At 73.9% G+C, this 20,279-nt stretch carries 18 protein-coding genes, 1 other RNA gene and 2 pseudogenes; 13 read left to right on the top strand and 8 right to left on the bottom strand.

What is annotated here, in order from left to right; translation table 11 throughout:
• Positions 1–481: 481 nt before the first annotated feature.
• Positions 482–1,906: pseudogene (locus tag IG86_RS0105245) on the bottom strand (HtaA domain-containing protein); the annotation flags it as partial.
• A 61-nt stretch (positions 1,907–1,967) separates the two neighbouring features.
• On the opposite strand from IG86_RS0105245, the gene IG86_RS0105240 reads away from it, so the two are divergent.
• The 6 genes from IG86_RS0105240 (at position 1,968) to efeU (ending at position 8,810) form a co-directional block, all read left to right on the top strand.
• Positions 1,968–3,035 carry a heme/hemin ABC transporter substrate-binding protein gene (locus IG86_RS0105240; protein ID WP_045937258.1) on the top strand — a complete coding sequence of 356 codons (1,068 nt, stop codon included), beginning with the start codon at positions 1,968–1,970 and terminating at the stop codon, positions 3,033–3,035.
• 1 nt (position 3,036) lies between these two features.
• Entirely contained in the window at positions 3,037–4,326 is a 1,290-nt protein-coding gene (locus tag IG86_RS0105235; protein ID WP_030894951.1) for a FecCD family ABC transporter permease, read from the top strand.
• A 68-nt stretch (positions 4,327–4,394) separates the two neighbouring features.
• A complete protein-coding gene (locus tag IG86_RS0105230) occupies positions 4,395–5,249 on the top strand; it encodes a heme ABC transporter ATP-binding protein (protein WP_051784972.1) in 855 nt (284 codons plus the stop codon).
• Between the two features lie 186 nt (positions 5,250–5,435).
• Positions 5,436–6,584 carry an iron uptake system protein EfeO gene (efeO, locus tag IG86_RS0105225; protein WP_030659253.1) on the top strand — a complete coding sequence of 383 codons (1,149 nt, stop codon included), beginning with the start codon at positions 5,436–5,438 and terminating at the stop codon, positions 6,582–6,584.
• A 43-nt stretch (positions 6,585–6,627) separates the two neighbouring features.
• Positions 6,628–7,920 (top strand): iron uptake transporter deferrochelatase/peroxidase subunit, encoded by a 1,293-nt coding sequence (efeB, locus tag IG86_RS0105220; protein ID WP_030819677.1) that lies wholly within the window; start codon positions 6,628–6,630, stop codon positions 7,918–7,920.
• A 26-nt stretch (positions 7,921–7,946) separates the two neighbouring features.
• Positions 7,947–8,810, top strand: a complete 864-nt coding sequence (gene efeU / locus IG86_RS0105215; protein WP_030819675.1) for an iron uptake transporter permease EfeU — start codon at positions 7,947–7,949, stop codon at positions 8,808–8,810.
• A gap of 4 nt (positions 8,811–8,814) precedes the next feature.
• On the opposite strand, the gene IG86_RS0105210 is transcribed toward efeU, so the two are convergent.
• From IG86_RS0105210 to IG86_RS0105200, 3 genes are all read right to left on the bottom strand, one after another.
• Complete coding sequence (locus tag IG86_RS0105210; RefSeq protein ID WP_030819673.1) at positions 8,815–9,378, bottom strand: GNAT family N-acetyltransferase; 564 nt, start codon at positions 9,376–9,378, stop codon at positions 8,815–8,817.
• A 76-nt stretch (positions 9,379–9,454) separates the two neighbouring features.
• Positions 9,455–10,318 carry a PhzF family phenazine biosynthesis protein gene (locus IG86_RS0105205; protein ID WP_030894943.1) on the bottom strand — a complete coding sequence of 288 codons (864 nt, stop codon included), beginning with the start codon at positions 10,316–10,318 and terminating at the stop codon, positions 9,455–9,457.
• A 59-nt stretch (positions 10,319–10,377) separates the two neighbouring features.
• Positions 10,378–11,139, bottom strand: coding sequence for an SDR family oxidoreductase (locus IG86_RS0105200; RefSeq protein WP_030819669.1), 762 nt, complete (start codon positions 11,137–11,139; stop codon positions 10,378–10,380).
• Positions 11,140–11,248: 109 nt separating this feature from the next.
• Between IG86_RS0105200 and IG86_RS0105195 the strand changes: the two genes are divergently transcribed.
• Both IG86_RS0105195 and IG86_RS0105190 read left to right on the top strand, forming a co-directional pair.
• Positions 11,249–12,565, top strand: a complete 1,317-nt coding sequence (locus IG86_RS0105195) for a Bcr/CflA family multidrug efflux MFS transporter (RefSeq protein WP_030819667.1) — start codon at positions 11,249–11,251, stop codon at positions 12,563–12,565.
• A gap of 69 nt (positions 12,566–12,634) precedes the next feature.
• Positions 12,635–13,648, top strand: coding sequence for a small ribosomal subunit Rsm22 family protein (locus tag IG86_RS0105190; RefSeq protein ID WP_030894939.1), 1,014 nt, complete (start codon positions 12,635–12,637; stop codon positions 13,646–13,648).
• Positions 13,649–13,651: 3 nt separating this feature from the next.
• Here the strand turns inward: IG86_RS0105190 and ddaH are convergent.
• Positions 13,652–14,479: pseudogene (gene ddaH, locus IG86_RS0105185) on the bottom strand (dimethylargininase); the annotation flags it as partial.
• 139 nt (positions 14,480–14,618) lie between these two features.
• Between ddaH and IG86_RS0105180 the strand changes: the two are divergent.
• Both IG86_RS0105180 and IG86_RS0105175 read left to right on the top strand, forming a co-directional pair.
• Positions 14,619–15,224 (top strand): TetR/AcrR family transcriptional regulator, encoded by a 606-nt coding sequence (locus IG86_RS0105180; protein WP_030894937.1) that lies wholly within the window; start codon positions 14,619–14,621, stop codon positions 15,222–15,224.
• Between the two features lie 170 nt (positions 15,225–15,394).
• The gene (locus IG86_RS0105175; RefSeq protein WP_030894935.1) at positions 15,395–16,144 is read left to right on the top strand and encodes a bifunctional DNA primase/polymerase; all 750 of its coding nucleotides are present in this window, start codon (positions 15,395–15,397) and stop codon (positions 16,142–16,144) included.
• 61 nt (positions 16,145–16,205) lie between these two features.
• On the opposite strand, the gene yaaA is transcribed toward IG86_RS0105175, so the two are convergent.
• The 3 genes from yaaA to IG86_RS0105160 form a co-directional block, all read right to left on the bottom strand.
• Positions 16,206–17,009 (bottom strand): peroxide stress protein YaaA, encoded by an 804-nt coding sequence (yaaA, locus tag IG86_RS0105170; RefSeq protein ID WP_030894932.1) that lies wholly within the window; start codon positions 17,007–17,009, stop codon positions 16,206–16,208.
• Positions 17,010–17,087: 78 nt separating this feature from the next.
• On the bottom strand, positions 17,088–17,924 hold the full coding sequence (locus IG86_RS0105165) for a hypothetical protein (RefSeq protein ID WP_030894930.1): 837 nt from the start codon (positions 17,922–17,924) through the stop codon (positions 17,088–17,090).
• Positions 17,921–18,655: a MerR family transcriptional regulator gene (locus tag IG86_RS0105160; protein WP_030894927.1), complete on the bottom strand. Its 735-nt coding sequence runs from the start codon at positions 18,653–18,655 to the stop codon at positions 17,921–17,923. The genes IG86_RS0105165 and IG86_RS0105160 overlap by 4 nt, the downstream gene beginning before the upstream one ends.
• Before the next feature lie 77 nt (positions 18,656–18,732).
• Here IG86_RS0105160 and rnpB point away from each other — a divergent pair.
• From rnpB to IG86_RS39695, 3 genes are all read left to right on the top strand, one after another.
• Positions 18,733–19,136: RNase P RNA component class A (rnpB, locus tag IG86_RS39705), an RNA gene on the top strand.
• Positions 19,137–19,222: 86 nt separating this feature from the next.
• Positions 19,223–19,411: a hypothetical protein gene (locus IG86_RS0105155; protein WP_030819649.1), complete on the top strand. Its 189-nt coding sequence runs from the start codon at positions 19,223–19,225 to the stop codon at positions 19,409–19,411.
• Between the two features lie 465 nt (positions 19,412–19,876).
• Positions 19,877–20,227 carry a hypothetical protein gene (locus IG86_RS39695; RefSeq protein WP_157854768.1) on the top strand — a complete coding sequence of 117 codons (351 nt, stop codon included), beginning with the start codon at positions 19,877–19,879 and terminating at the stop codon, positions 20,225–20,227.
• The last annotated feature ends 52 nt before the right edge of the window (positions 20,228–20,279 follow it).

Here is a 20,279-nt window from a genome sequence, read left to right as displayed (position 1 = left end):
CGACTCCGCGGTGGCGGCAGCGGCCGGGGTCGCGCAAGCAGAGCCGGAGGCCGGAACCGATGCCGAGGCCTGGGCCGAACCGGAGGCCGAAGCCGGAGCGGACGCCGGGGCGGCCGAGCTTGAAGCCGACGCCTGGGCCGCAGGGGCGGCCGAGCCCGAAGTCGACGCCTGGGCCGAACCGGAGGCCGGAGCCGGAGCGGAAGCCCGGGCCGAGGCCGGCATCGTGCCGGTGGCCGGGGCGGGCGCCGGGGCCGCGGAAGCCGGTGCCGAGCCCGAAGTCGACGCCTGGGCCGAACCGGAGGCCGGAGCCGGGGCCGAGGCCGGCATCGTGCCGGTGGACGGGGCGGGCGCCGGGGCCGCGGGCAGGGGCGGCCGAGCCCGAAGTCGACGCCTGGGCCGAACCGGAGGCCGGAGCCGGAGCGGAAGCCCGGGCCGAGGCCGGCATCGTGCCGGTGGCCGGGCCGGAGGCCGGGGCCGGGGCAGGGGCGGCCGGGGCCGGGGCCGCGGAGGGGGCGGGCTTGGGGGGTGTCTTGCGGCGCTTGCGCAGCAGGAGGGCTCCGGCGCCGGCCAGCAGCAGGACGGCCGCGGCCAGGCCGGCGTAGAGCCCGGGGTGCGAGGCCGAACCCGACTCCGCGGCGGGGGCGGGTCCGCCCGCCGACGGCGCGGTCGCGGGCGCCGCCGACGGCGGGGCCGTGGAGCCCAGGTCGGGCAGGGCCGGCAGCTTCGCGGTCGCGTCGAGGGCGACGGCGAGCGAGACGGGGTCCATCTCGGTGCCCGCCTTGTACATGGAGTTGAAGGCCTGGGAGCCGCCCTCGGTGAGGGTGGCCGGGGCCTCGGTCAGGGTGACCAGCGCCCCCTCGCTCGTGAGGCCCTTGGCGTCGAACTCGACCAGCGGGACGGCCCTCTTCGTCGTGCCCGCGGTCGTGACGTCCGCGGACAGCACGCCCTTGCCGCTCTCCACCTTCACGCCCACGGCGCCGAGCGTCAGGTCCAGATGGGCGCCGGTGAACCGGACGGCGCCGGCGAAAGCGGCCTCAAGGGTGCCCTTCCCGCCGTCGTACGCGCCCCTGCCCTGCGGGAAGCGGAACAGCGCGCCGCCGTCCTGGGCCCCTTCGGCCAGCGTCCACGCGCCCTGACCGATCGAGCCGGTGACGTACTCGCGGAAGGTGCGGCGCACCCCCCAGTCGACGGCGGCGTCGGCGAAGCCGCCGGGCGCCTGCGACGGCTGCGACGCCTGTGCCGTGGCGCTCGGCTGCGGGGCCACCGGCGGCGAGGACTGGGCGGCCGGGGCCGTCCTCACGTCGGCCGACAGGGAGAGGGGGTCGAGCTGCGCACCGGCCGCGTAGTAGCCGGCGAACGCCCGGGCACCCTGGGCGGTGAGGGTGACCGGGATGTTCGTGAGGGTCAACGGGGTCGCGCCGCCCGCCATGTTGATCCCGCCGACGCCCAGCGTCGCGAAGGGCACCTGGCTCTGGTTGCTGACCGTGCCGGTGTCCTTGGCCTTGCTGGAGACGTCCACGTACAGCGTCCCGCTGCCACCGCTGATCTTGACGGTGGGGTGGCTGACGGTCATGTCCAGCTCGTACACGCCGTCGGACTTCTGGTGGCCCTGGAAGGTGACTCCGCCTGCGTACGAGGCTTCGAACGCGCCGGTCCCGGGGTCGTAGGAGCCGATCGCCGAATGGAAGCGGAACAGGCTTGCGCCGACCGTGGCGGCTCCGCCCTTCAGCTTGAAACCGCCTTTCGCCACCGGACCGGTGACATAACTCTGGAAGGACGACTTGATGCCCCAGTCCAGCCGGCCCCCCTGCACGGCGCCCGCGTGGGCGGCGGTCGCCGGGAGCAGGGCCCCCAACAGGCCCGCCAGCAGGGCGATGGTGAGCGCACGGACGGGTCTCGCGGGCATGAATGCCCCCTCCAAGGTCTGGCAAGCAAGGTTAGGCTAACCTAAGCTAAGCCTCGGCCGGATGAAAACCCCCCGGTCCCCAGAACCTCAGTCGGACGATCAGGACGGTGCCTTCGTGCCTACGCCCGCCGCGTCACACCGCTTCCCCCGTCTCGCAGTTGCCGTGGCAGCACTGGCACTCGCGCTGACGGCTTGCGGAGGTACGGCCACCCCTTCGGGCTCATCCGCCCCCGCCCCCGCCCCCGCCCCGGACCGGGTGGAGCCCCTCGCCGCGACGCCGCGGCCCGCCCTGCCGGTGACCGTGGCCTCGGCCGACGGCACCCAGGTCACCGTCGCGTCCGCCGACCGGGTGATCCCGCTGACCGGCAGCCTCAACGAGATCGTCCACACCCTGGGCCTCGGCGAGCACGTCGTCGCCCGGGACATCACCGCCACGTTCGAACAGGCCGCCGCACTGCCGGTGGTGACACGTGGCCACGACGTCTCCGCCGAGAGCGTGCTCTCCCTCCGCCCGACGCTCGTCCTGGCGGAGGCCACCACGGGCCCCGCCGAAGCGGTCCAGCAGATCCGCGACGCCGGCATCCCGGTCCTCGTCGTGGCTCCCGCCAAGGGGCTGGACGACGTACCGAAGCGGATCGACACCGTGGCCGCCGCACTCGGCGTCGAGGACGCCGGTGCGCAGCTGAACCAGCGCACCGCGGACCGGATCGCCGCCGCCCGCAGGAACGTCCCCGCCGCCACGGCCGAGCACCCCCGGGTGGCCTTCCTCTACCTCCGCGGCACCGCCTCCGTCTACCTGCTGGGCGGCTCGGACTCCGGAGCGGCCTCACTCCTCGAAGCGGCCGGCGCCGTCGACACCGGCAAGGAGTCCGGCCTCGGCAAGGACTTCACCCCGATCACCAGCGAGGCCCTGGCGGCCGCCGCCCCCGACGCGATCCTGGTCATGTCCAAGGGCCTCGAATCGGTCGGCGGCATCGACGGCCTGGTGAAGATCCCGGGCGTCGCCCAGACCCCGGCCGGCATGGACCGCCGCGTGGTGACCGTCGACGACGGCGTCCTCCTCAACTACGGCCCCCGCACGGACCAGGTGCTGTCCTCCCTGATCACCCAGCTGTACGGCAAGGGCTGACATGACGCTCCCTCACGAGGCCGAAACGGCGGCGCCCGAAAGCGGACCGGAGCGATCCCCGGCCGGTCCCGGCGGGGCCGGGAGCGCGTCGCGGCGATCCCCGCAGGGCGCCGAACGCACCGCCGCCGCACCGTCCGACGCCGAGAACCGTTCGGCTCCCGAGGAGACGCCCCGGCGCGCGCCCGGCCCCGCCGAAGCCACCACGACCAAGGCCGACCCCGCCAAGCCCGCCAAGCCCGCCAAGCCCGCCGCAGGCGTACGGCGCGGCCGGAAGGCCTTCTGGCTCACCCTCACCCTCCTCGCCACCCTGCTCCTCCTCGCGCTGGTCTCGGCCGGCACCGGCGCCTACCGCATCCCCACCGCCGACGTACTCGCCTCCGCCCAGCACCGCCTGGGCCTCGGCGGGGCGCCGCTCGACCGCGTCGGCGAGAGCGTGCTGTGGAACGTACGCCTCCCCCGCGTCGTGCTCGCGCTGCTCGTCGGCGCCAGTCTCGGCTGCGCGGGCGCGCTCATGCAGGGCGTCTTCGGCAACCCCCTCGCCGAGCCCGGCGTCATCGGCATCTCGGCGGGCGCCGCGGTCGGCGCGGTCGCCGCCATCGGTCTCGGCCTCAGCTTCTTCGGCAACTGGACCATCACCGTCTGCGCGTTCGTCGCCGGGCTGATCACCGTCAGCTCGGTCTACCTCCTCTCCCGCAACGGCGGGAAGACCGAGGTCGTCACGCTCATCCTCACCGGCATCGCCGTCAACGCCTTCGCCGGCGCCCTCATCGGCCTGTTCGTGTTCTTCGCGGACAGCGGCCAGGTCAACCAGATCACCTTCTGGCAGCTGGGCTCCCTCGCCCAGGCCACCTGGCCCAAGGTGCTCGCGGTCCTCCCCTGCGCCGTCGCCGGCCTGCTCGTCGCCCCCTTCTACGCCCGTCGGCTCGACCTGCTCTCCCTCGGCGAGCGGCCCGCCCGCCACCTCGGCATCGACGTCGAACGGCTGCGCCTCGCCCTCATCCTGGTCGTCGCGCTGCTGACGGCGGCCGCCGTGGCCGTCGCCGGCGTCATCACCTTCATCGGGCTGCTCGTGCCGCACCTGCTGCGCATGGCCAACGGTCCCGGCCACCGCTTCCTGGTCCCCGGCAGCGCCCTGGCCGGCGCCGTGGTCCTGGTCGCCGGCGACCTCGCCGCCCGGACCCTCGCCCAGCCCGCCGAGCTGCCCCTCGGCGTCCTGACCGCCCTGATCGGCAGCCCGTTCTTCTTCTGGCTGCTGCGTCGCACCCGCCGCAAGCAAGGAGGCTGGGCGTGAACCGCACGACCGGCACGCCGACCCGCACCACCCGCACGTCGGCCCGCACCCCCCGCACGCCGGCCCGCCTGTTCGCCCGCGGCCGCCGCACCGTCCCGGCCCGGCCGGTCCCCGGCTCGGCCCTGGCCGAGGCCGTCGACCTGCACGTCCGGCTCGGGCAGCGCGACGTGCTCGCCGGCATCGAGCTGACCGCCCGCGCGGGGGAGGTGCTCGCCCTGGTCGGCCCCAACGGCGCGGGCAAGTCCACCCTGCTGGGCGCACTGGCCGCCGACCTGCCCGCCGCCTCCGGCGAAGTGCGGATCGACGGCCGCCCGGTCGGCGACTGGAGCGCCCCCGACCTGGCGCTGCGCCGCTCCGTCCTGCCCCAGTCGGCCGCGCTGTCCTTCCCCTTCCCGGTGGAGGACGTCGTACGGATGGGGCGCGCGCCCTGGGCCGGCACCCCCTTCGCCGAGGCGGACGAGGAGGCCGTGGCCACCGCGATGGCCGCCGCCGAGGTCACCGAGTTCGCCGCGCGCCCCTTCTCCGCCCTCTCCGACGGCGAGCGGGCCCGGGTCGCGCTGGCTCGCGTACTGGCCCAGCGGGCCCCGCTCCTGCTGCTCGACGAACCGACGGCCGCCCTCGACCTGCGCCACCAGGAACTCGTGCTGCGCATCTGCCGCGAGCGGGCCGCGGCCGGTGACGCGGTCGTCGTCGTCCTGCACGACCTGGGGCTGGCCGCCGCCTACGCGGACCGGGCCGCCGTCCTGCACGGCGGGCGGATCGCCGCGGACGGTCCGCCCGCCGAGGTGTTCGAGGACGCCCTCCTCAGCCTCGTGTACCGGCAGCCGGTCGAGGTGCTCCCGCACCCGCGCACGGGGGCTCCGCTCGTGGTCCCCGTACGGGCAGCGGGCGACGACCGCATACCGCGCGGTCTGCCCTCTTGACCCCCGCTTGACCGGCCCATGGGCTTGCCGTGGAACGTCCGTGACTCGGCTGTGTCCGTGGCCGGAACGTGAGAGCTGAATCACTGCACGAGGGGGTATGGGTCAAGTAAGGCTCGGTTAAGTTAGGTCCGCCTCACTGGCCTCTCCCCCTCGGGACGGCCCTCGCCCGACGCCCAGGAGCCCCCTATGCGCCCCGCCCGCCTCACCGTCGTCGCCACCTCCGTGGTGGCCGCCCTGACCGTCGTCACCGGCTGCTCCGAGAAGAGCGACAAGGGCGACGACGCGATCCGCGTGGCGGCTTCCGACAGCGCCTGCGACGTGTCGAAGACGGAGTTCCCGGCCGGCAAGGTGCAGATCGACGTCGAGAACAAGGGCTCCAAGGTCACCGAGGTCTACGTCCTCTTCCCGGACGCCCGCATCGTCACCGAGCGCGAGAACATCGGCCCGGGCACCAAGGCGTCCATCACCGCCGAGATCAAGGCGGGCGACTACGAGATCGTCTGCAAGCCCGGCATGAAGGGCGACGGCATCGCCAAGAAGGTCAAGGCGACCGGCGCCCAGGCCGGCGGCGAGAAGCGCAGCCCGGAGGCGGACGCCGCCGTCGCCGCCTACCGCGCGTACGTCGTCGCTCAGGCCGAGGAGACCCTCCCCAAGGCGCAGGCCTTCGCGGACGCGGTCAAGGCCGGCGACGTCGAGGCCGCGAAGAAGGCGTACGCGCCCTCCCGCATCGGCTGGGAGCGCACCGAGCCGGTCGCCGAGTCCTTCGGTGACATCGACCCCAAGGTCGACGTCCGCGAGGACGGCCTGGAGGCCGGCCAGGACCCGGCGAAGGACTGGACGGGCTGGCACCGCCTGGAGAAGTCCCTGTGGGCCGACAACAAGATCGACGACAACGACAAGAAGCTCGCCGACACCCTGATCGCGGACCTGACCGACTGGCAGAAGAAGGTCGGCCAGGCGGAGATCACCCCCACCTCGATCGCCAACGGCGCCAAGGAACTCCTCGACGAGGTCGCCACCGGCAAGGTCACCGGTGAGGAGGAGCGTTACTCCCACACCGACCTGGTCGACTTCAAGGCCAACGTCGAGGGCGCGCAGAAGGCGTACGAGCTGCTCAAGCCGATCGCCGAGAAGAACGACCCGGAGCTGTCCAAGCAGCTGGACACCCAGTTCGCCGCCCTGAACACCCTCCTGGACAAGTACCGCGCCGACAAGACCTCCTACGAGTTCACCTCGTACGACAAGGTCGGCGAGACCGAGCGCAAGGAGCTCTCGGACGGCGTGAACGCGCTCGCCGAGCCGCTCTCCAAGCTCGCCGCCGCGGTCGCCAAGTAACGGGCGCACCGGAAAGCAGACGGACAGCAGACGGGAGTAGATGATGACCGAGTCGGACGCGGCCTCCGGACAGCCGCAGCAGGACGGCGGCAACCCCGCCGCGGCCCCCGGGGCCGCCCCTTCCCGTCGTGCGGTGCTCGGCTGGGGCGGGGCCGGGCTCGCGCTCGGCGCCGCCGCGGCCGGCGGTGCGGCCGCGGCCTTCGGCGGCGGCACGGACATGGTGTCGGCGTCGGCCGCCGGCGCGGCCGTGCCCTTCCACGGCGAGCACCAGGCCGGTATCGCGAGCGCCGTGCAGGACCGTCTGCACTTCGCGGCCTTCGACGTGAAGACGAAGGACCGCGCGGAGCTGGTCAAGCTCCTGAAGGAGTGGACCGCGGCGGCCCGCCTGATGACGGCGGGCCTCCCGGTCGGCGACGTGTACGAGGGCCTGCCGGAGGCCCCGCCGACCGACACCGGCGAGGCCCTGGGCCTGAAGGCGTCCCGGCTCACCCTGACCGTCGGTTTCGGGCCCGGGCTGTTCGCCAAGGACCGGTTCGGGCTGGAGGGCAGGCGCCCCGAGGCGCTGGTGGACCTGGAGCTGTTCCCCGGCGACAACCTGGACCCGGCCCGTTCCGGCGGCGACCTGTGCGTCCAGGCCTGCGCCGACGACCCGCAGGTCGCCGTGCACGCCATCCGCCAGCTGGCCCGGATCGGCTTCGGCCGGGTCGCGGTGCGCTGGTCGCAGCTCGGCTTCGGAAAGACCTCCTCGACGACGCCCGACGAGCAGACCCCGCGCAACATGATGGGCTTCAAGGACGGCACCCGGAACATCTCGGGCACCGACCGGGCGGCCCTGGACAAGCACGTGTGGGTCGGCGCGGGCGACGGCAGCGACTGGCTGACGGGCGGCTCGTACCTGGTGGCGCGCCGGATCCGGATGAACATCGAGACCTGGGACCGGACCCCGCTGCAGGAGCAGGAGGACATCTTCGGCCGCGACAAGGGCGAGGGCGCCCCCGTGGGCAAGTCCAAGGAGCGCGACGAGCCCTTCCTGAAGGCGATGAAGCCGGAGGCGCACGTACGTCTCGCGCACCCGGACTCCAACAGCGGTGCGACGATCCTGCGGCGCGGCTACTCCTTCACCGACGGCACGGACGGCCTCGGCCGCCTCGACGCGGGCCTGTTCTTCCTCGCCTACCAGCGTGACGTCCGCAAGGGCTTCGTCCCGATCCAGCGCAACCTGGCGAAGTCCGACGTCCTCAACGAATACATCCAGCACGTGGGTTCGGCCGTCTTCGCCGTCCCGCCGGGCGTCCGCGACAAGGACGACTGGTGGGGCCGGACGCTGTTCGCCTGAGTCCCCGCCGGAGAGGAAGAACCAACGTGTTCGGCAACTATCTGATCGGCCTGCGCGAGGGGCTGGAGGCCAGCCTGGTCGTCTGCATCCTCGTCGCGTACCTGGTGAAGACGGAGCGCCGCGACGCCCTGCGTCCGGTGTGGCTCGGCATCGGGATCGCGTGCGCGCTCTCGCTCGCCTTCGGCGCGCTGCTCGAATTCGGCTCCCAGGAGCTGACCTTCGAGGCGCAGGAGCTGCTGGGCGGCAGCCTGTCGATCATCTCGGTGGGGCTGGTGACGTGGATGGTCTTCTGGATGAAGCGCACCGCGCGGCACCTGAAGGCCGAGCTGCACGGCAAGCTCGACTCGGCGCTCGCCATGGGCACCGGCGCGCTGGTCGCGACGGCCTTCCTGGCGGTCGGCCGGGAGGGCCTGGAGACCGCGCTGTTCGTGTGGGCGTCCGTACGGGCCAGCGGCGAGGGCTCCTCGGCGCCGCTGATCGGGGTGCTGCTGGGCATCGCGACGGCGATCGTGCTGGGCTACCTGTTCTACCGGGGTGCCCTGCGGATCAACCTGGCGAAGTTCTTCCGGTGGACCGGCGCGATGCTCGTGGTCGTGGCCGCGGGCGTGCTCGCGTACGGCGTCCACGACCTCCAGGAGGCCCGCTTCCTGAGCGGCCTGAACGACAGGGCCTTCGACATCAGCACGGCCGTCCCGCCGGACAGCTGGTACGGGACCCTGCTCAAGGGAGTCTTCAACTTCCAGCCGGACCCGACCGTCCTGCAGCTGACCGTGTGGGCGCTGTACCTGGTTCCCGTGCTGGTGTTGTTCTTCGCCGAACGCGGCGGCCGCCGCCGCCCGGCGAGCGCGGCCACGCCCTCCGACAGCCCGACCTCCGCTCCCGCCGCCTGACGGTTCACCAGAGCCGGTCGACGCTCCCGGGGTGGAGCGGGACGCGCACGCCGGTGAAGGCCTCGCGGTCCCCGGCCGGGTCGTCGGTGAAGAAGGCGGCCACCACCACCTTGTCGAAGCCGGGGGCGTCGGTGGCCAGCGGGTCCCCGGGGGTGCCGCCGACGAGGACCGTGCCGGGCAGCGGGGCGAAGCCGGCCGCCCCGTAGAACGGCACGAGGGGCCGGTCGCAGCTGAACAGCGCCAGGTCCACGGCCGGGTCCGCGGCCAGCTCGGCGCGGGCCGCCGCGACCAGTCGGCCGCCGAGCCCGCGGCCGCGCAGTTCCGGCAGGGCGACCACGGAGCTGAGTCCGGCGGCCCGGTACGTGCGGTCCGCGAGCGGGACCGGCTTGTACAGCAGCGACAGCGCGGCGGTCACCGTACCGACCGCGTCCACGAGCAGCATCGTCCTCGGGTGCAGCGCCGGGTCGTGGCCGGGAGCTGAGCCGGGCCACACCCGCGCCTCCAGCTCGGTGACCTGCCGCGCCAGCCGTGCCGGCAGGTCCGCCTCGGCGTATCCGATCACCCTCACGAATCCAGCCCCTCCGGCGTTCGAGGAGCGGGGTCCGGGGCGGAGCCCCGGGAGTCCGGGCCGATGGGTTCGCCGCTCACGGGATGCGGACGCCCTCGCCGCCCACGCGGACGCGGGGGTCGCCCTCGCGCAGTTCCACCGTGAGCACGCCGGGGCGGCCCATGTCCGCGCCCTGGTGGAGGGTCAGCTCGGCCTCCTCCGGGACCAGGCCGAGCTCCCGGGCGTACGCGCCGAAGGCGGCCGCCGCGGCCCCGGTCGCCGGGTCCTCGACGACGCCGCCGACCGGGAACGGGTCGCGTACGTGGAACTCCGCCGGGCCCGCGCGGTGCACCAGCTGGACCGTGGTGAGGTCCAGGCGCTGCATCAGCGCCTCCAGCCGGGCGAAGTCGTAGTCGAGGTCCGCGAGGCGGGCCCGGGTGGCGGCGCCGAGCACCAGGTGGCGGGCTCCGGCATAGGCGATTCGCGGCGGGAACGCCGGGTCGAGGTCGGCCCGCGGCCAGTCCAGCGCGGCGAGTGCCTCGGTGAGGTCGGCGTCGCCGATCTCCTCGGTGTGCGGTTCCACGCTGGTCAGCGTGGCGCGCAGGCGGCCGTCCTCGACGGTGACGGACACCGGCACGGTGCCCGCCGGGGTGGCGAGGAGGAGCTCACCGGGTCCGATCCGCTCCCCCAGCGCGACGGCCGTGGCGATGGTGGCGTGGCCGCAGAAGGGGACCTCGGCCTTCGGGCTGAAGTAGCGGGCGGTGAAGGAGCGGCCCTCCGGCCCGCCGAGCCCCTCCGGCGGTGCGGTGAGGAAGGCCGTCTCGCTGTAGCCCAGCCCGGCGGCGATCTCCAGCATCGCGGCGTCGTCCAGCCCGGCGGCGTCGAGCACGACCCCGGCGGGGTTGCCGCCGTTCGGGTCGCCGGAGAAAGCGGTGTAGCGCAGTACCTCGGTATCGGTCATGCGTTCATGATCGACGCCCGCCCCGCGCGGTGGCAACGGAGATCGGGAGGGGAAGGTGCTCAGCCGCGGCCGATGTACGGCATGGACGTGGCCATCACCGTCGCGAACTGCACGTTCGCCTCCAGCGGCAGCTCGGCCATGTGCAGGACCGTGCGGGCCACGTCGGCGGCGTCCATGACCGGTTCGACGGCCAGCTGCCCGTTGGCCTGGAGGATGCCGGTCTGCATCCGCTCGGTCATCTCGGTCGCCGCGTTGCCGATGTCGATCTGGCCGCAGGCGATCCGGTACGGCCGCCCGTCCAGCGACAGGGACTTCGTCAGGCCGGTCATCGCGTGCTTGGTCGCGGTGTAGGCGATCGAGTTCGGGCGGGGCACGTGGGCGGAGATGGAGCCGTTGTTGATGATGCGGCCGCCCTGCGGGTCCTGCTGCTTCATCTGCCGGAAGGCGGCCTGCGCGCACAGGAAGGCGCCGGTCAGGTTGACGTCCACGACCGAGCGCCAGGCCTCGTAGGTGATGTCCTCCAGCGCGACCCCGCCGGGCCCGAAGGTGCCCGCGTTGTTGAAGAGCAGGTCGAGGCGGCCGTACCGGGCGCGCACTGACTCGAACAGCCGAGTCACGCCGTCCGGATCGCTCACGTCGGCCGGCACGCACAGCACGTCGGCCCCGGTCCCGGCCGCGGCGGCGGTCTCCTCCAGTGGTTCGGACCGGCGGCCGGCCAGGGCCACGGCCCATCCCGCCGCGGCCAGGGCCAGCGCCACGGAGCGGCCGATTCCGGAGCCCGCGCCGGTCACCACGGCGATCTTCTTCGTACGTTCGTCCATGGGGCCGCAGGGTACGTCACAGCGCGCTCCGGTCCCGGGACGTTCCGATTGCTGAGAGCATGGGTCGGTCAGGGGTGCATAAAAGCAGATGAGAAGACTGGAGTTCCGCATGTCGGAGAGAGGCCCCGCGACGGCACCCTCGCACGACTCGTCGCCCGAATCGCCCTCCGCGCCCACCACCGCGCCCCTGAAGGCGGCACGCCGTACGAGCCTGCTCGTCACCTTCGTACTCGGCGGGCTCACCGCCCTCCCCCCGCTGTCCATGGACATGTACCTGCCGGCCCTGCCGCAGGTCACCGACGCCCTGCACAGCCCCGCCGCGACGATCCAGCTGACCCTCACCGCCTGCCTCGCCGGCATGGCCCTCGGCCAGCTCGTCATCGGCCCGATGAGCGACAAGTGGGGGCGCCGCCGGCCGCTGCTCGTCGGCATGGTCGTCTACGTCCTGGCCACCGCGATCTGCGCGCTCGCCCCGACCGCCGAGCTGCTGATCTCCTTCCGGCTGCTCCAGGGGCTGGCCGGGGCCGCCGGTGTCGTCATCGCGCGCGCCGTCGTGCGCGACCTGTACGACGGCGACGAGATGGCCCGCTTCTTCTCCACCCTGATGCTCATATCCGGGGCCGCCCCGATCGTCGCGCCGCTCATCGGCGGGCAGGTGCTGCGCTTCGCCGACTGGCGGGGCGTCTTCGTCGTCCTGACCGGCGTCGGCACGGTCCTCACCCTGATGGTCTGGCGCGGCCTCGGTGAGACCCTGCCTCCCGAGCGGCGGCACACCGGCGGTGTCGGCTCCGCGCTGCGGACCATGCGCGGGCTGCTCGGCGACCGGGTCTTCACCGGCTACACCCTGACCGGCGGCTTCGCCTTCGCCGTCCTCTTCTCCTACATCTCCGCCTCCCCCTTCGTGGTCCAGGAGATCTACGGGGCCTCGCCCCAGACCTTCTCTCTGCTCTTCGGCCTGAACTCCGTCGGCCTGATCCTCGTCGGCCAGATCAACGGCAAGCTGCTGGTCGGCCGGGTGCGCCTGGACAAGGTGCTGGCCGTCGGCCTCGCGGTCGTCCTGTCCTCCGCGGTGTCCCTGCTGCTGATGGCGACGGGCGTCTTCGGCGAGGTCGGGCTGATCCCCATCGCCACCGCGCTGTTCGTCCTCATGTCGGCGATGGGCATCGTGCTGCCGAACACGAACGCGCAGGCGCTGATGCGGACCCCGCACGCGGCCGGATCGGCCTCCGCGCTGCTCGGCACCTCCTCCTTCCTGGTCGGCGCGATCGCGTCACCGCTGGTGGGCATCGCGGGCGAGGACACGGCCGTTCCGATGGCCCTGGTGCAGCTGGTGTGCGCGGTGCTCTCCGCGAGCTGCTTCCTGGTCCTGTGCCGGCCGTGGCAGCAGCGCGACGCGCAGACCGCGCCCGCTCCGGCCGGCGACTGAGCCGAGGGGCCGGGGCCGGGTCGGCGCCTCGCTGACGGCGCCGGCCCCGGCTCGCCGTAAACTCGGCAGGTGAACGTCTCCGCCCCCACCACCGCCGAGACCCTCCGCAGCACGCTCGGCGGGCTGCTCGACGGTCTTCCGCCCAAGCAGGCCACGGCCGCCGTCGAGCGGCTCATCACCAACTACCGGGGGCGGACCCCCACCGACGCGCCCGTACTGCGCGACCGCTCGGACGTCGCGGCGTACGCGGCCTACCGCATGCCGGCCACCTTCGAGGCGGTACGGGCCGCCCTGGACGCCCTGGCCGAGGCGGCGCCCGACTGGGCGCCGGGCTCGCACGTGGACGTGGGCGGCGGCACGGGTGCGGCGACCTGGGCGGTGGACGCCACCTGGGAGGGCCCCCGCCAGACCACGGTGCTGGACTGGGCCGAGCCCGCACTTGCCCTCGGCCGGGAGCTGGCGGCGGCCTCCGGCTCGCCGGTGCTGCGCGGCGCCGAGTGGCGGCGGGCCGTCATCGGCGCCGGGATGTCCGTCCCCGACGCCGACCTGGTGACGGTGTCGTACGTACTCGGCGAGCTGAACCCGCAGGCCCGCACGGCCGTCGTCGCCGAGGCGGCGCGGGCCGGCCGGGCGGTGGTGCTGATCGAGCCGGGCACGCCGGAGGGGTACCTGCGCATCCGCGAGGCCCGCGACCAGCTGATCGCGGCCGGACTGCGGGTCGCCGCACCGTGCCCGCACGACGGGACCTGCCCCATCGAGGTCGGCCAGGACTGGTGCCACTTCTCGGCGCGGGTCAGCCGCTCCTCCCTGCACCGGCAGGTCAAGGGCGGCTCGCTCCCGTACGAGGACGAGAAGTTCAGCTACGTCGCCGCGACCCGCTTCCCGGTGGAGCCGGCCGCCTCCCGGATCACGCGCAGGCCGCAGATCCGCAAGGGCCTCGTCCTGCTGGAGCTGTGCGGCCCCGAGGAGGGCGACGGGGCGGGCCTGACCCGGGTCAACGTGACCAAGCGCCACGGCGGCCTCTACAAGGCCGCTCGGGACGCCGACTGGGGCCAGGCCTGGCCGCCGCCCTCCGAGGACTAGGCCCTACGGGCGCAGCTCCTGGGTGCAGCACTTCACGCTGCCGCCGCCCTTGAGCAGTTCCCCGAGGTCCATCGGGACCGGTTCGAAGCCCCGGTCACGCAGCGGGCCGAACAGCCCGGTGGCCCCCTGCGGGAGCAGCACGTGCCGGCCGTCGGACACCGCGTTCAGGCCGAGGGCGGCCGCGTCGCGGCCGTCGGCGATCAGCGCGTCGGGGAAGAGCCGCCGCAGCACGCCCTGGCTGCCGGGCGAGAAGGCGTCGGGGTAGTACATGACCTCGTCGCCGTCGAGGACGCTGAGCGCGGTGTCCAGGTGGTAGTAGCGCGGGTCCACCAGGTCCAGGCCGATGACGGGGCGGCCGAAGAACTCCTGGGCCTCGGAGTGCGACAGCGGGCTGGAGCGGAAGCCGCGGCCGGCGAGGACGAAGCTCGCCGTGACGGCGAAGTCTCCCTCGCCCTCGTTGACGTGGGCGGGCTCGTGGACGTCCTGGTAGCCGTGGTCGCGGAACCAGTCGAGGTGGATGCGGGCCTCGGGGCCCCGTTCCGGGTAGGCGAACCGGGCCCCGAGGACCCGGCCGTCGACCACCAGCGCCCCGTTCGCCGCGAACACCATGTCGGGCAGCGCGGGATCGGGTACGAGGGTCTCGACGGTGTGACCCAGGGACACGTACCGGTCCCTGAGGTCTTCCCACTGCGCCTGGGCCAGGGGCAGGTCCACCGGTTTCGTGGGATCCATCCACGGGTTGATGGAGTACGTGACCTTGAAGTGTGCGGGTGGGCACATCAGGTAGCGCCGGGGTGTGGCGTCTCTGCGCAAAGAAGGCTCCTCACGACTTTCACGACTCGGGACGAGTGCTGGAACGAATCGTCTCTCCTGGACCGGTACGACGCAGTGGACCGATGGGGTGGTTTACGAAATCGATGAACACCGGGCACGCCGAGGAGACGAGACGTCTCGCTGCGATACTTCGGGCATGACCAAGACCCCTGACGCCACGCGTCGCAGCGACCGCTCCCGGCGCGCCATCCTCGACGCCGCGCTCGCCCTGGTCGGGGAGGTCGGCTACAACAAGCTGACCATCGAGGCCATCGCCGCCCGCGCCGGCGTCGGCAAGCAGACCATCTACCGCTGGTGGCCCTCGAAGGCGGCCGTCCTCCTCGAGGCCTCCCTCGCCGGGGACGCGGAGACGGACGCCGAATGGACCGGCTTCCCCGACACCGGGGACCTCGCCGCCGACCTGAAGCACGTACTGCGGGCGACGGTCGACGAGTTCAACGACGAGAAGTACGAGGCCCCCGCGCGCGCCCTGACCGCGGCAGGAGCCACCGACCCCGAGCTGGGCGCCCGCTTCACCGAGCAGCTGCTGGAGCCGCAGCTCGCCCTGTACGAGGCCCGGTTGCGGACGGCCCGCGAAGCCGGCCAGCTCGCGCCCGACACCGACCTGCGGCTGACCGTCGAGATGCTGGTCGGGCCGCTGACGTACCGCTGGCTGATGCGCACCGCGCCCCTCACGCACGCGTACACCGACGCGCTCGTGGACAGGGTGCTCGGCGGGGTGGCAAACGTCACCGCCCGCTAGCCGCCCGACAACCTGCGTTCACCCGGGAATGTTTGCCCTGATTCTGTGGGTATGTTGGGGTTGGCGCTCACCCGTCCCCGGCCCCCCGGTCGTCGAGAGCGGTCACCCGGGGCGCAGGATGGTGGGACCATGTGAAGGTCTGCCGGGGCAACGGTGAGGTGAGGGGATAGATGGGGTCTGATTCCGGCCGCGTCAAACGCGGCGAGCAGAGCAGGATTTCCCAGTGGCTGCGCCGGCGGCAGAAACCCACCGCCGAGGACCCCGCACGAGAGCGCGAGGCGCTCCTCCTGGCCGTCGCCGCCGCCGGTATGCCGCTCGCCCCCGCCGCCCATCCCGTCGGCTACCGATGTTCGTGCGACCGCATCGGCTGTCCGACCCCGGCCCGACATCCGGCCTCCTTCGCCTGGCAGACGCAGTCGACCACCGACCGCGCACAGATCGAGCGGTGGGCGCGCAACGAGCCCCAGGCCAACTTCATCACCGCGACCGGCATGGTCCACGACGTGCTCGACGTCCCGCTGGAAGCCGGCGCCGCCGCCCTCGCGCGGCTCCTGGAGGCCGGCATCAAGGTCGGCCCCGTCGCCGAATCGGGCGGCAGCGGCGACCAGGCCCGGATGCTCTTCTTCACCGCCACCCGCGGCACCCCCGAGGACGAGGACGAGTGGTGGCCGTGTGCGCTGGACTGCCACCCCGAGACGATGGACGAACACCCGGGCCTGCGCTGGCACTGCCGCGGCAGCTACGTCCTGGTCCCGCCGGCGGCCCTCCCCGGCGACCAGGCGGTGACCTGGGTCCGCGGCACGGAGCACCCCCTCCCGGACCCGCTCACCCTCCTGGAAACCCTGACCGACGCCTGCGCCGCGTACGCGGACACCTCCGAGCGCACCCCGGCAACGGTGGCCTGGCCGCTGGGGCGTTGAGCCGCGGGGCGCCGGGACGGGAGGCACCGGGGGCCGTGCCCCCGGCCACGATCACGGCGCGTCAGTGGTGGATCTGCGTCACGACGACGTCGAGGGACCAGGCCCGGCCCGCCTTCGCGGGGGCTTCCGTCTCGACGACGTAGCCCAGGTCCCGCAGGGCCGTCACCAGCTCGGCCGGCGAGCCGGGCACGGCCCCCGCCACCAGCAGGTCCCGGACCAGCCGGCCCTTGGTCGCCTTGTTGAAGTGGCTCACCACGGACCGCTTATCCACGCCGTCCACCATCTGCGAGTGCAGCACCCGCACGGTCGCGGTCCGGCCCGCGACCTCACCCTTCGGCTTCCAGGCGGTCGCGTACGCCGCCGAACGAAGGTCCAGCACCAGCCCGTCCCCGGCGGCCGCGGGCAGCACCTCGGCCATCGGCCCGCGCCAGTACGCGCCGAGCGCGCCCAGCCCCGGGAGCTTCACACCCATCGAGCAGCGGTACGAGGGGATCCGGTCGGTGACCCGCACCGCGCCCCACAGCCCCGAGAAGACGAGCAGCGCGTCCTCGGCGCTGGCCCGCGCCGCCGCGGGCAGGTCGGCCAGGCCCAGCGCGTCGTAGAGCACGCCGGTGTAGATCTCCCCCGCCGGGCGGGCCGCCGCCGAGCGCAGTTCGGCGTTCTTGGCGACCTCGCCTCGCAGGCCCTCGCTCAGGCCCAGCACGTCACGGGCCTTGAGCTCGTCGCCCGCGCACAGCTCGACCAGTTCCTCCAGCACCGCAGCCCGGGCCGGCGCCAGACCGGGCAGCGACAGCTCCTGCGGCTCCAGCGGTGCGCCGGAACCGCCGGCGGCCTTTCCCTCGGAGGGCGGCAGCAGCACGAGCACGGTGGTTCTCCTTCAATACGACACGACGCGAGGGATGCGGCCCCCCGGCCAGCCTAGACGCCCGCCCGCCCCCACCGCCTACGCCGGCCGGCGGAGGGCGGTGACCAGGGTGCGCGGGTCGTCGGCGTGGAAGCGGATGGTGCGGGCCGTCGCGCGGGCGCCGAGCGGGCGGGTGAAGGTGAGCGGGCGGTTCAGTTCCAGGGTCACCGTGGTCTGGCTGCCGACGACGAGGTCGAGCACCCCGTCCTCGGAGAGCGAGACGAGCCGTCCTTCGGGGTAGCGGCGGTCCACCCGTACCGAGGCCACCGCGTCCTGCGGGACGGCGAGGTCGAAAAGGGCGCCGTAGCGGATCCGCAGCGAGCCGTCGGCGCCGACCACGTGCGGCCGGGTGACGCAGGCCGCGTGCAGGGCGAGCAGCAGCACGACCCCGTACACGTCCAGCACGAGCACCACCCGGTGCACCGCCGGCCAGGGGATGAGCAGGGCCAGCGCGAAGGTCTCGATCACCGACACGAAGACCATCCCGTACATCATGGCCGTCTGCGGCCCGGTGTAGCCGGCGGCCAGGTCCCCGGGGCGCACCCCGTGCTTCCTGCGCAGGACCCACCGGCCGAGGGAGGCGCCGGCGCGCAGCTCGTGCCGCAGCAGCCGCCGGACCTGGACCGGCACCACGGCCCGGACCGCGCCGCGCAGAGCCTCCCCGCGTGCGGCACCTGCTGCCCGGGCGGCGGCGTACAGCGCGCGCAGCACCCACGCCTCCAGCAGGAGCGCCCCCAGCACCAGGGCCTCCGCGGCGGCGAGGGCCGGCGCGGGCAGCCGCACCCCGGCCGCGGCGCACACCACGAGTGCCAGCTCCGCCGGCAGGACCGCGGCCACCGCGATCCGTGCCGCCCGCACCCCGCGCACGGCGCTCATCTCCCACCCCTGTCCATGAAGGCCTCCATGACCCGGCGGACGACCTCCGCCTGTGCGGGCGCGTACTCGGCGAGCAGCGCCTCCTTGAACCCGGTCACGACCGCCCCGTCCCGGGGGATCGCCGCGAACACCTCCTCGGGGACCGCCGCCACCAGCTCGGCCGCCAGGCCCGGGATCCGCGGGTCGTCCACGGGGGCGTCGGCGAGTTCGTCCAGCCGCTCGTACAGGGCGAGCACCCCGGGGTCCTCGGCCAGCGGCCCGAGCGCGGCGTAGACCTCCTGGCCGCCCGCGCCCGACGCGTCGAGGAGGGTCAGGTGTTCGCGGTCCTTCGCGGCGGTCGGGGACGTCGTGCGCGGCGCCTTCGCCAGCAGCGCGGCGAGCGCGGGCGAGAGGGGCTCGCCCTCCCCCGGCCCGGCGGCCAGGAGCACCGCGAGCCGCCGCCGGCGCTCCTTGATCTCGGCCTCCTGCCGGGCGAGGTCGGCGTCGAGCTCCTCCAGCACGTCGGCCAGCTCGCGCCCGGCGTCGTCCGCGAGGACGTCGCGCACCTCGTCGAGGCTGAGCCCCAGTTCGGTGAGCCGGCGTACGCGGGCCAGCAGGACGGCGTCGCGGACGCCGTAGGCCCGGTATCCGTTGGGGCGCCGCTCCGGTTCCGGGAGCAGGCCGACATGGTGGTAGTGCCGGATCGCCCGGGTGGTGACCCCGACGACCGCGGCGATCTCTCCGATCCGCATGCCCCCAGTAGAAACCCTGCCGTTGCGGCAAGGTCAAGCGGCGACGGCACAGCCGGTAACATGGTCGCCACGGCAGACGAGTCGGCCGGGCGGCCGCGTCGGGGTCCTCAAGGATCCCGCCGAGGAACGTCCGGGCTCCACAGGGCAGGGTGGTGGGTAACGCCCACCCGGGGTGACCCGCGGGACAGTGCCACAGAAAACAGACCGCCGGGGGCTTCGGCCTCCGGTAAGGGTGAAACGGTGGTGTAAGAGACCACCAGCGCCTGGGGTGACCCAGGCGGCTAGGTAAACCCCACCTGGAGCAAGGTCAAGAGGATCCGTCCCCGGACGGGTCTGCGCGAACGCTTGAGGGCTGCCCGCCCGAGTTCGCGGGTAGACCGCACGAGGCCGGCGGCAACGCCGGTCCTAGATGGATGGCCGTCTCCCCGGCGACCGCGAGGTCTCCGGGCGACAGAACCCGGCGTACAGGCCGGCTCGTCTGCCGCCTCCACGCCCCGAACCGGGCTTCTCCGGTCCGGGGCGTTTGCGTAGCATCGGTCCCCCGGCAGAGACCATGAGGTGGGCAAGATGAGCGTCATATTCCTGCTGCTCCTGGCCGCCGCCGTCGGCGGGGCCGCGTGCGTGGCGTGGGCGGAACGCGGCGGACCCCGCTGGGTCCGCATCGTGGCGAGCGTCACGCTGGGCATCACCTCGATGGTGCGCGGAGCGCAGAAGAGCAGCCGCCGACGCACGACCAGCGGCGGCAGCAGCGACTAGGGGTCGTCCGGCGGGTCAGGACCGGACCCGCCGGTAGGAACTGCGCGCGGGCCCTCGTCCGGCTGCCGGAGTCCCGGCGCGACCGCGGATCCGCCCTGGGTGGTTCGGCGGTGTGCGGGGTGGGGCGGTGCCCCGCCGGAATGTCTCCTCGGCTCGGCGCGTGCCCGCTTGGCTCCCGCCGGGGGTGGCCGCGCTTGGCTCCCGCCGGGGGTGGCCGGGGCTTCCGCGGGCCGGGAGCGCCTGGTGTGGGGCGGTGCCCCGCCGGAATGTCTTCTCGGCTCGGCGCGCGCGGGCATGTCGCGGCCGTCGGGGGATGGTTGCGCGCTCGTCCTGCGGGGACACTCCGCCGTGTCCCCACCCCACGCCAGTGCTTCGACGACCCGGGGGGCGGTTCCGGGCGCGGCGGACGGTGCCCGTTGGCGCTGATGACTGTCGGCGGGCCCGCCGATGCGGCACGCTCGGCTCATGAGCGACCACTCCGAGCGCGCGGCCGCTGCCGCCGCGCACATACGCGACCTGGCCGAAGCGACGACCGACCCCCGCAACTCCTACGCGAGCCCCGCCGAGATCACCGCGGTGACCGGGGGCCTTCGCGAACTCGCCCGCCATCTCGAAGACGCGCTGCGTCATCTGGAGGTCCACATCGGGCGGCGTGCCGACGGCGACTGGGTCGCACCGGACGGGGAAGGGCCCCCGAACGCCCGCCAGGTGCGCGGAGCCGTCCAGTCGGCCCAGGCCGACGCTCGGAACATGGTCCGCGCCCTCGACCGGGCGCTGGAGACCCTCGGCCGCCCCGGGCCCGCGCGGAAGCAGTGACGGCCCGCCCCCGCCACGGGCTGCGTCGGCGGGGGCGGTGCGTCGGCAGGGC

Origin of the sequence: Streptomyces virginiae (genome assembly GCF_000720455.1) — a bacterium.
Classification (GTDB): domain Bacteria; phylum Actinomycetota; class Actinomycetes; order Streptomycetales; family Streptomycetaceae; genus Streptomyces; species Streptomyces virginiae.
Note: the sequence above shows the minus strand (reverse complement) of the source record. Positions and strands in the feature narration are given on the sequence as shown.

Excerpts from the sequence above, each read along its gene's own strand:
- IG86_RS0105240 (WP_045937258.1), top strand. The coding sequence starts at position 1,968 with ATGAAAACCCCCCGGTCCCCAGAACCTCAGTCGGACGATCAGGACGGT.
- IG86_RS0105235 (WP_030894951.1), top strand. The coding sequence starts at position 3,037 with ATGACGCTCCCTCACGAGGCCGAAACGGCGGCGCCCGAAAGCGGACCG.
- efeO (WP_030659253.1), top strand. The coding sequence starts at position 5,436 with ATGCGCCCCGCCCGCCTCACCGTCGTCGCCACCTCCGTGGTGGCCGCC.
- efeB (WP_030819677.1), top strand. The coding sequence starts at position 6,628 with ATGACCGAGTCGGACGCGGCCTCCGGACAGCCGCAGCAGGACGGCGGC.
- IG86_RS0105205 (WP_030894943.1), bottom strand. The coding sequence starts at position 10,318 with ATGACCGATACCGAGGTACTGCGCTACACCGCTTTCTCCGGCGACCCG.
- IG86_RS0105200 (WP_030819669.1), bottom strand. The coding sequence starts at position 11,139 with ATGGACGAACGTACGAAGAAGATCGCCGTGGTGACCGGCGCGGGCTCC.
- IG86_RS0105195 (WP_030819667.1), top strand. The coding sequence starts at position 11,249 with ATGTCGGAGAGAGGCCCCGCGACGGCACCCTCGCACGACTCGTCGCCC.
- IG86_RS0105180 (WP_030894937.1), top strand. The coding sequence starts at position 14,619 with ATGACCAAGACCCCTGACGCCACGCGTCGCAGCGACCGCTCCCGGCGC.
- IG86_RS0105175 (WP_030894935.1), top strand. The coding sequence starts at position 15,395 with ATGGGGTCTGATTCCGGCCGCGTCAAACGCGGCGAGCAGAGCAGGATT.
- IG86_RS0105165 (WP_030894930.1), bottom strand. The coding sequence starts at position 17,924 with ATGAGCGCCGTGCGCGGGGTGCGGGCGGCACGGATCGCGGTGGCCGCG.
- IG86_RS0105160 (WP_030894927.1), bottom strand. The coding sequence starts at position 18,655 with ATGCGGATCGGAGAGATCGCCGCGGTCGTCGGGGTCACCACCCGGGCG.
- IG86_RS0105155 (WP_030819649.1), top strand. The coding sequence starts at position 19,223 with ATGAGCGTCATATTCCTGCTGCTCCTGGCCGCCGCCGTCGGCGGGGCC.
- IG86_RS39695 (WP_157854768.1), top strand. The coding sequence starts at position 19,877 with ATGAGCGACCACTCCGAGCGCGCGGCCGCTGCCGCCGCGCACATACGC.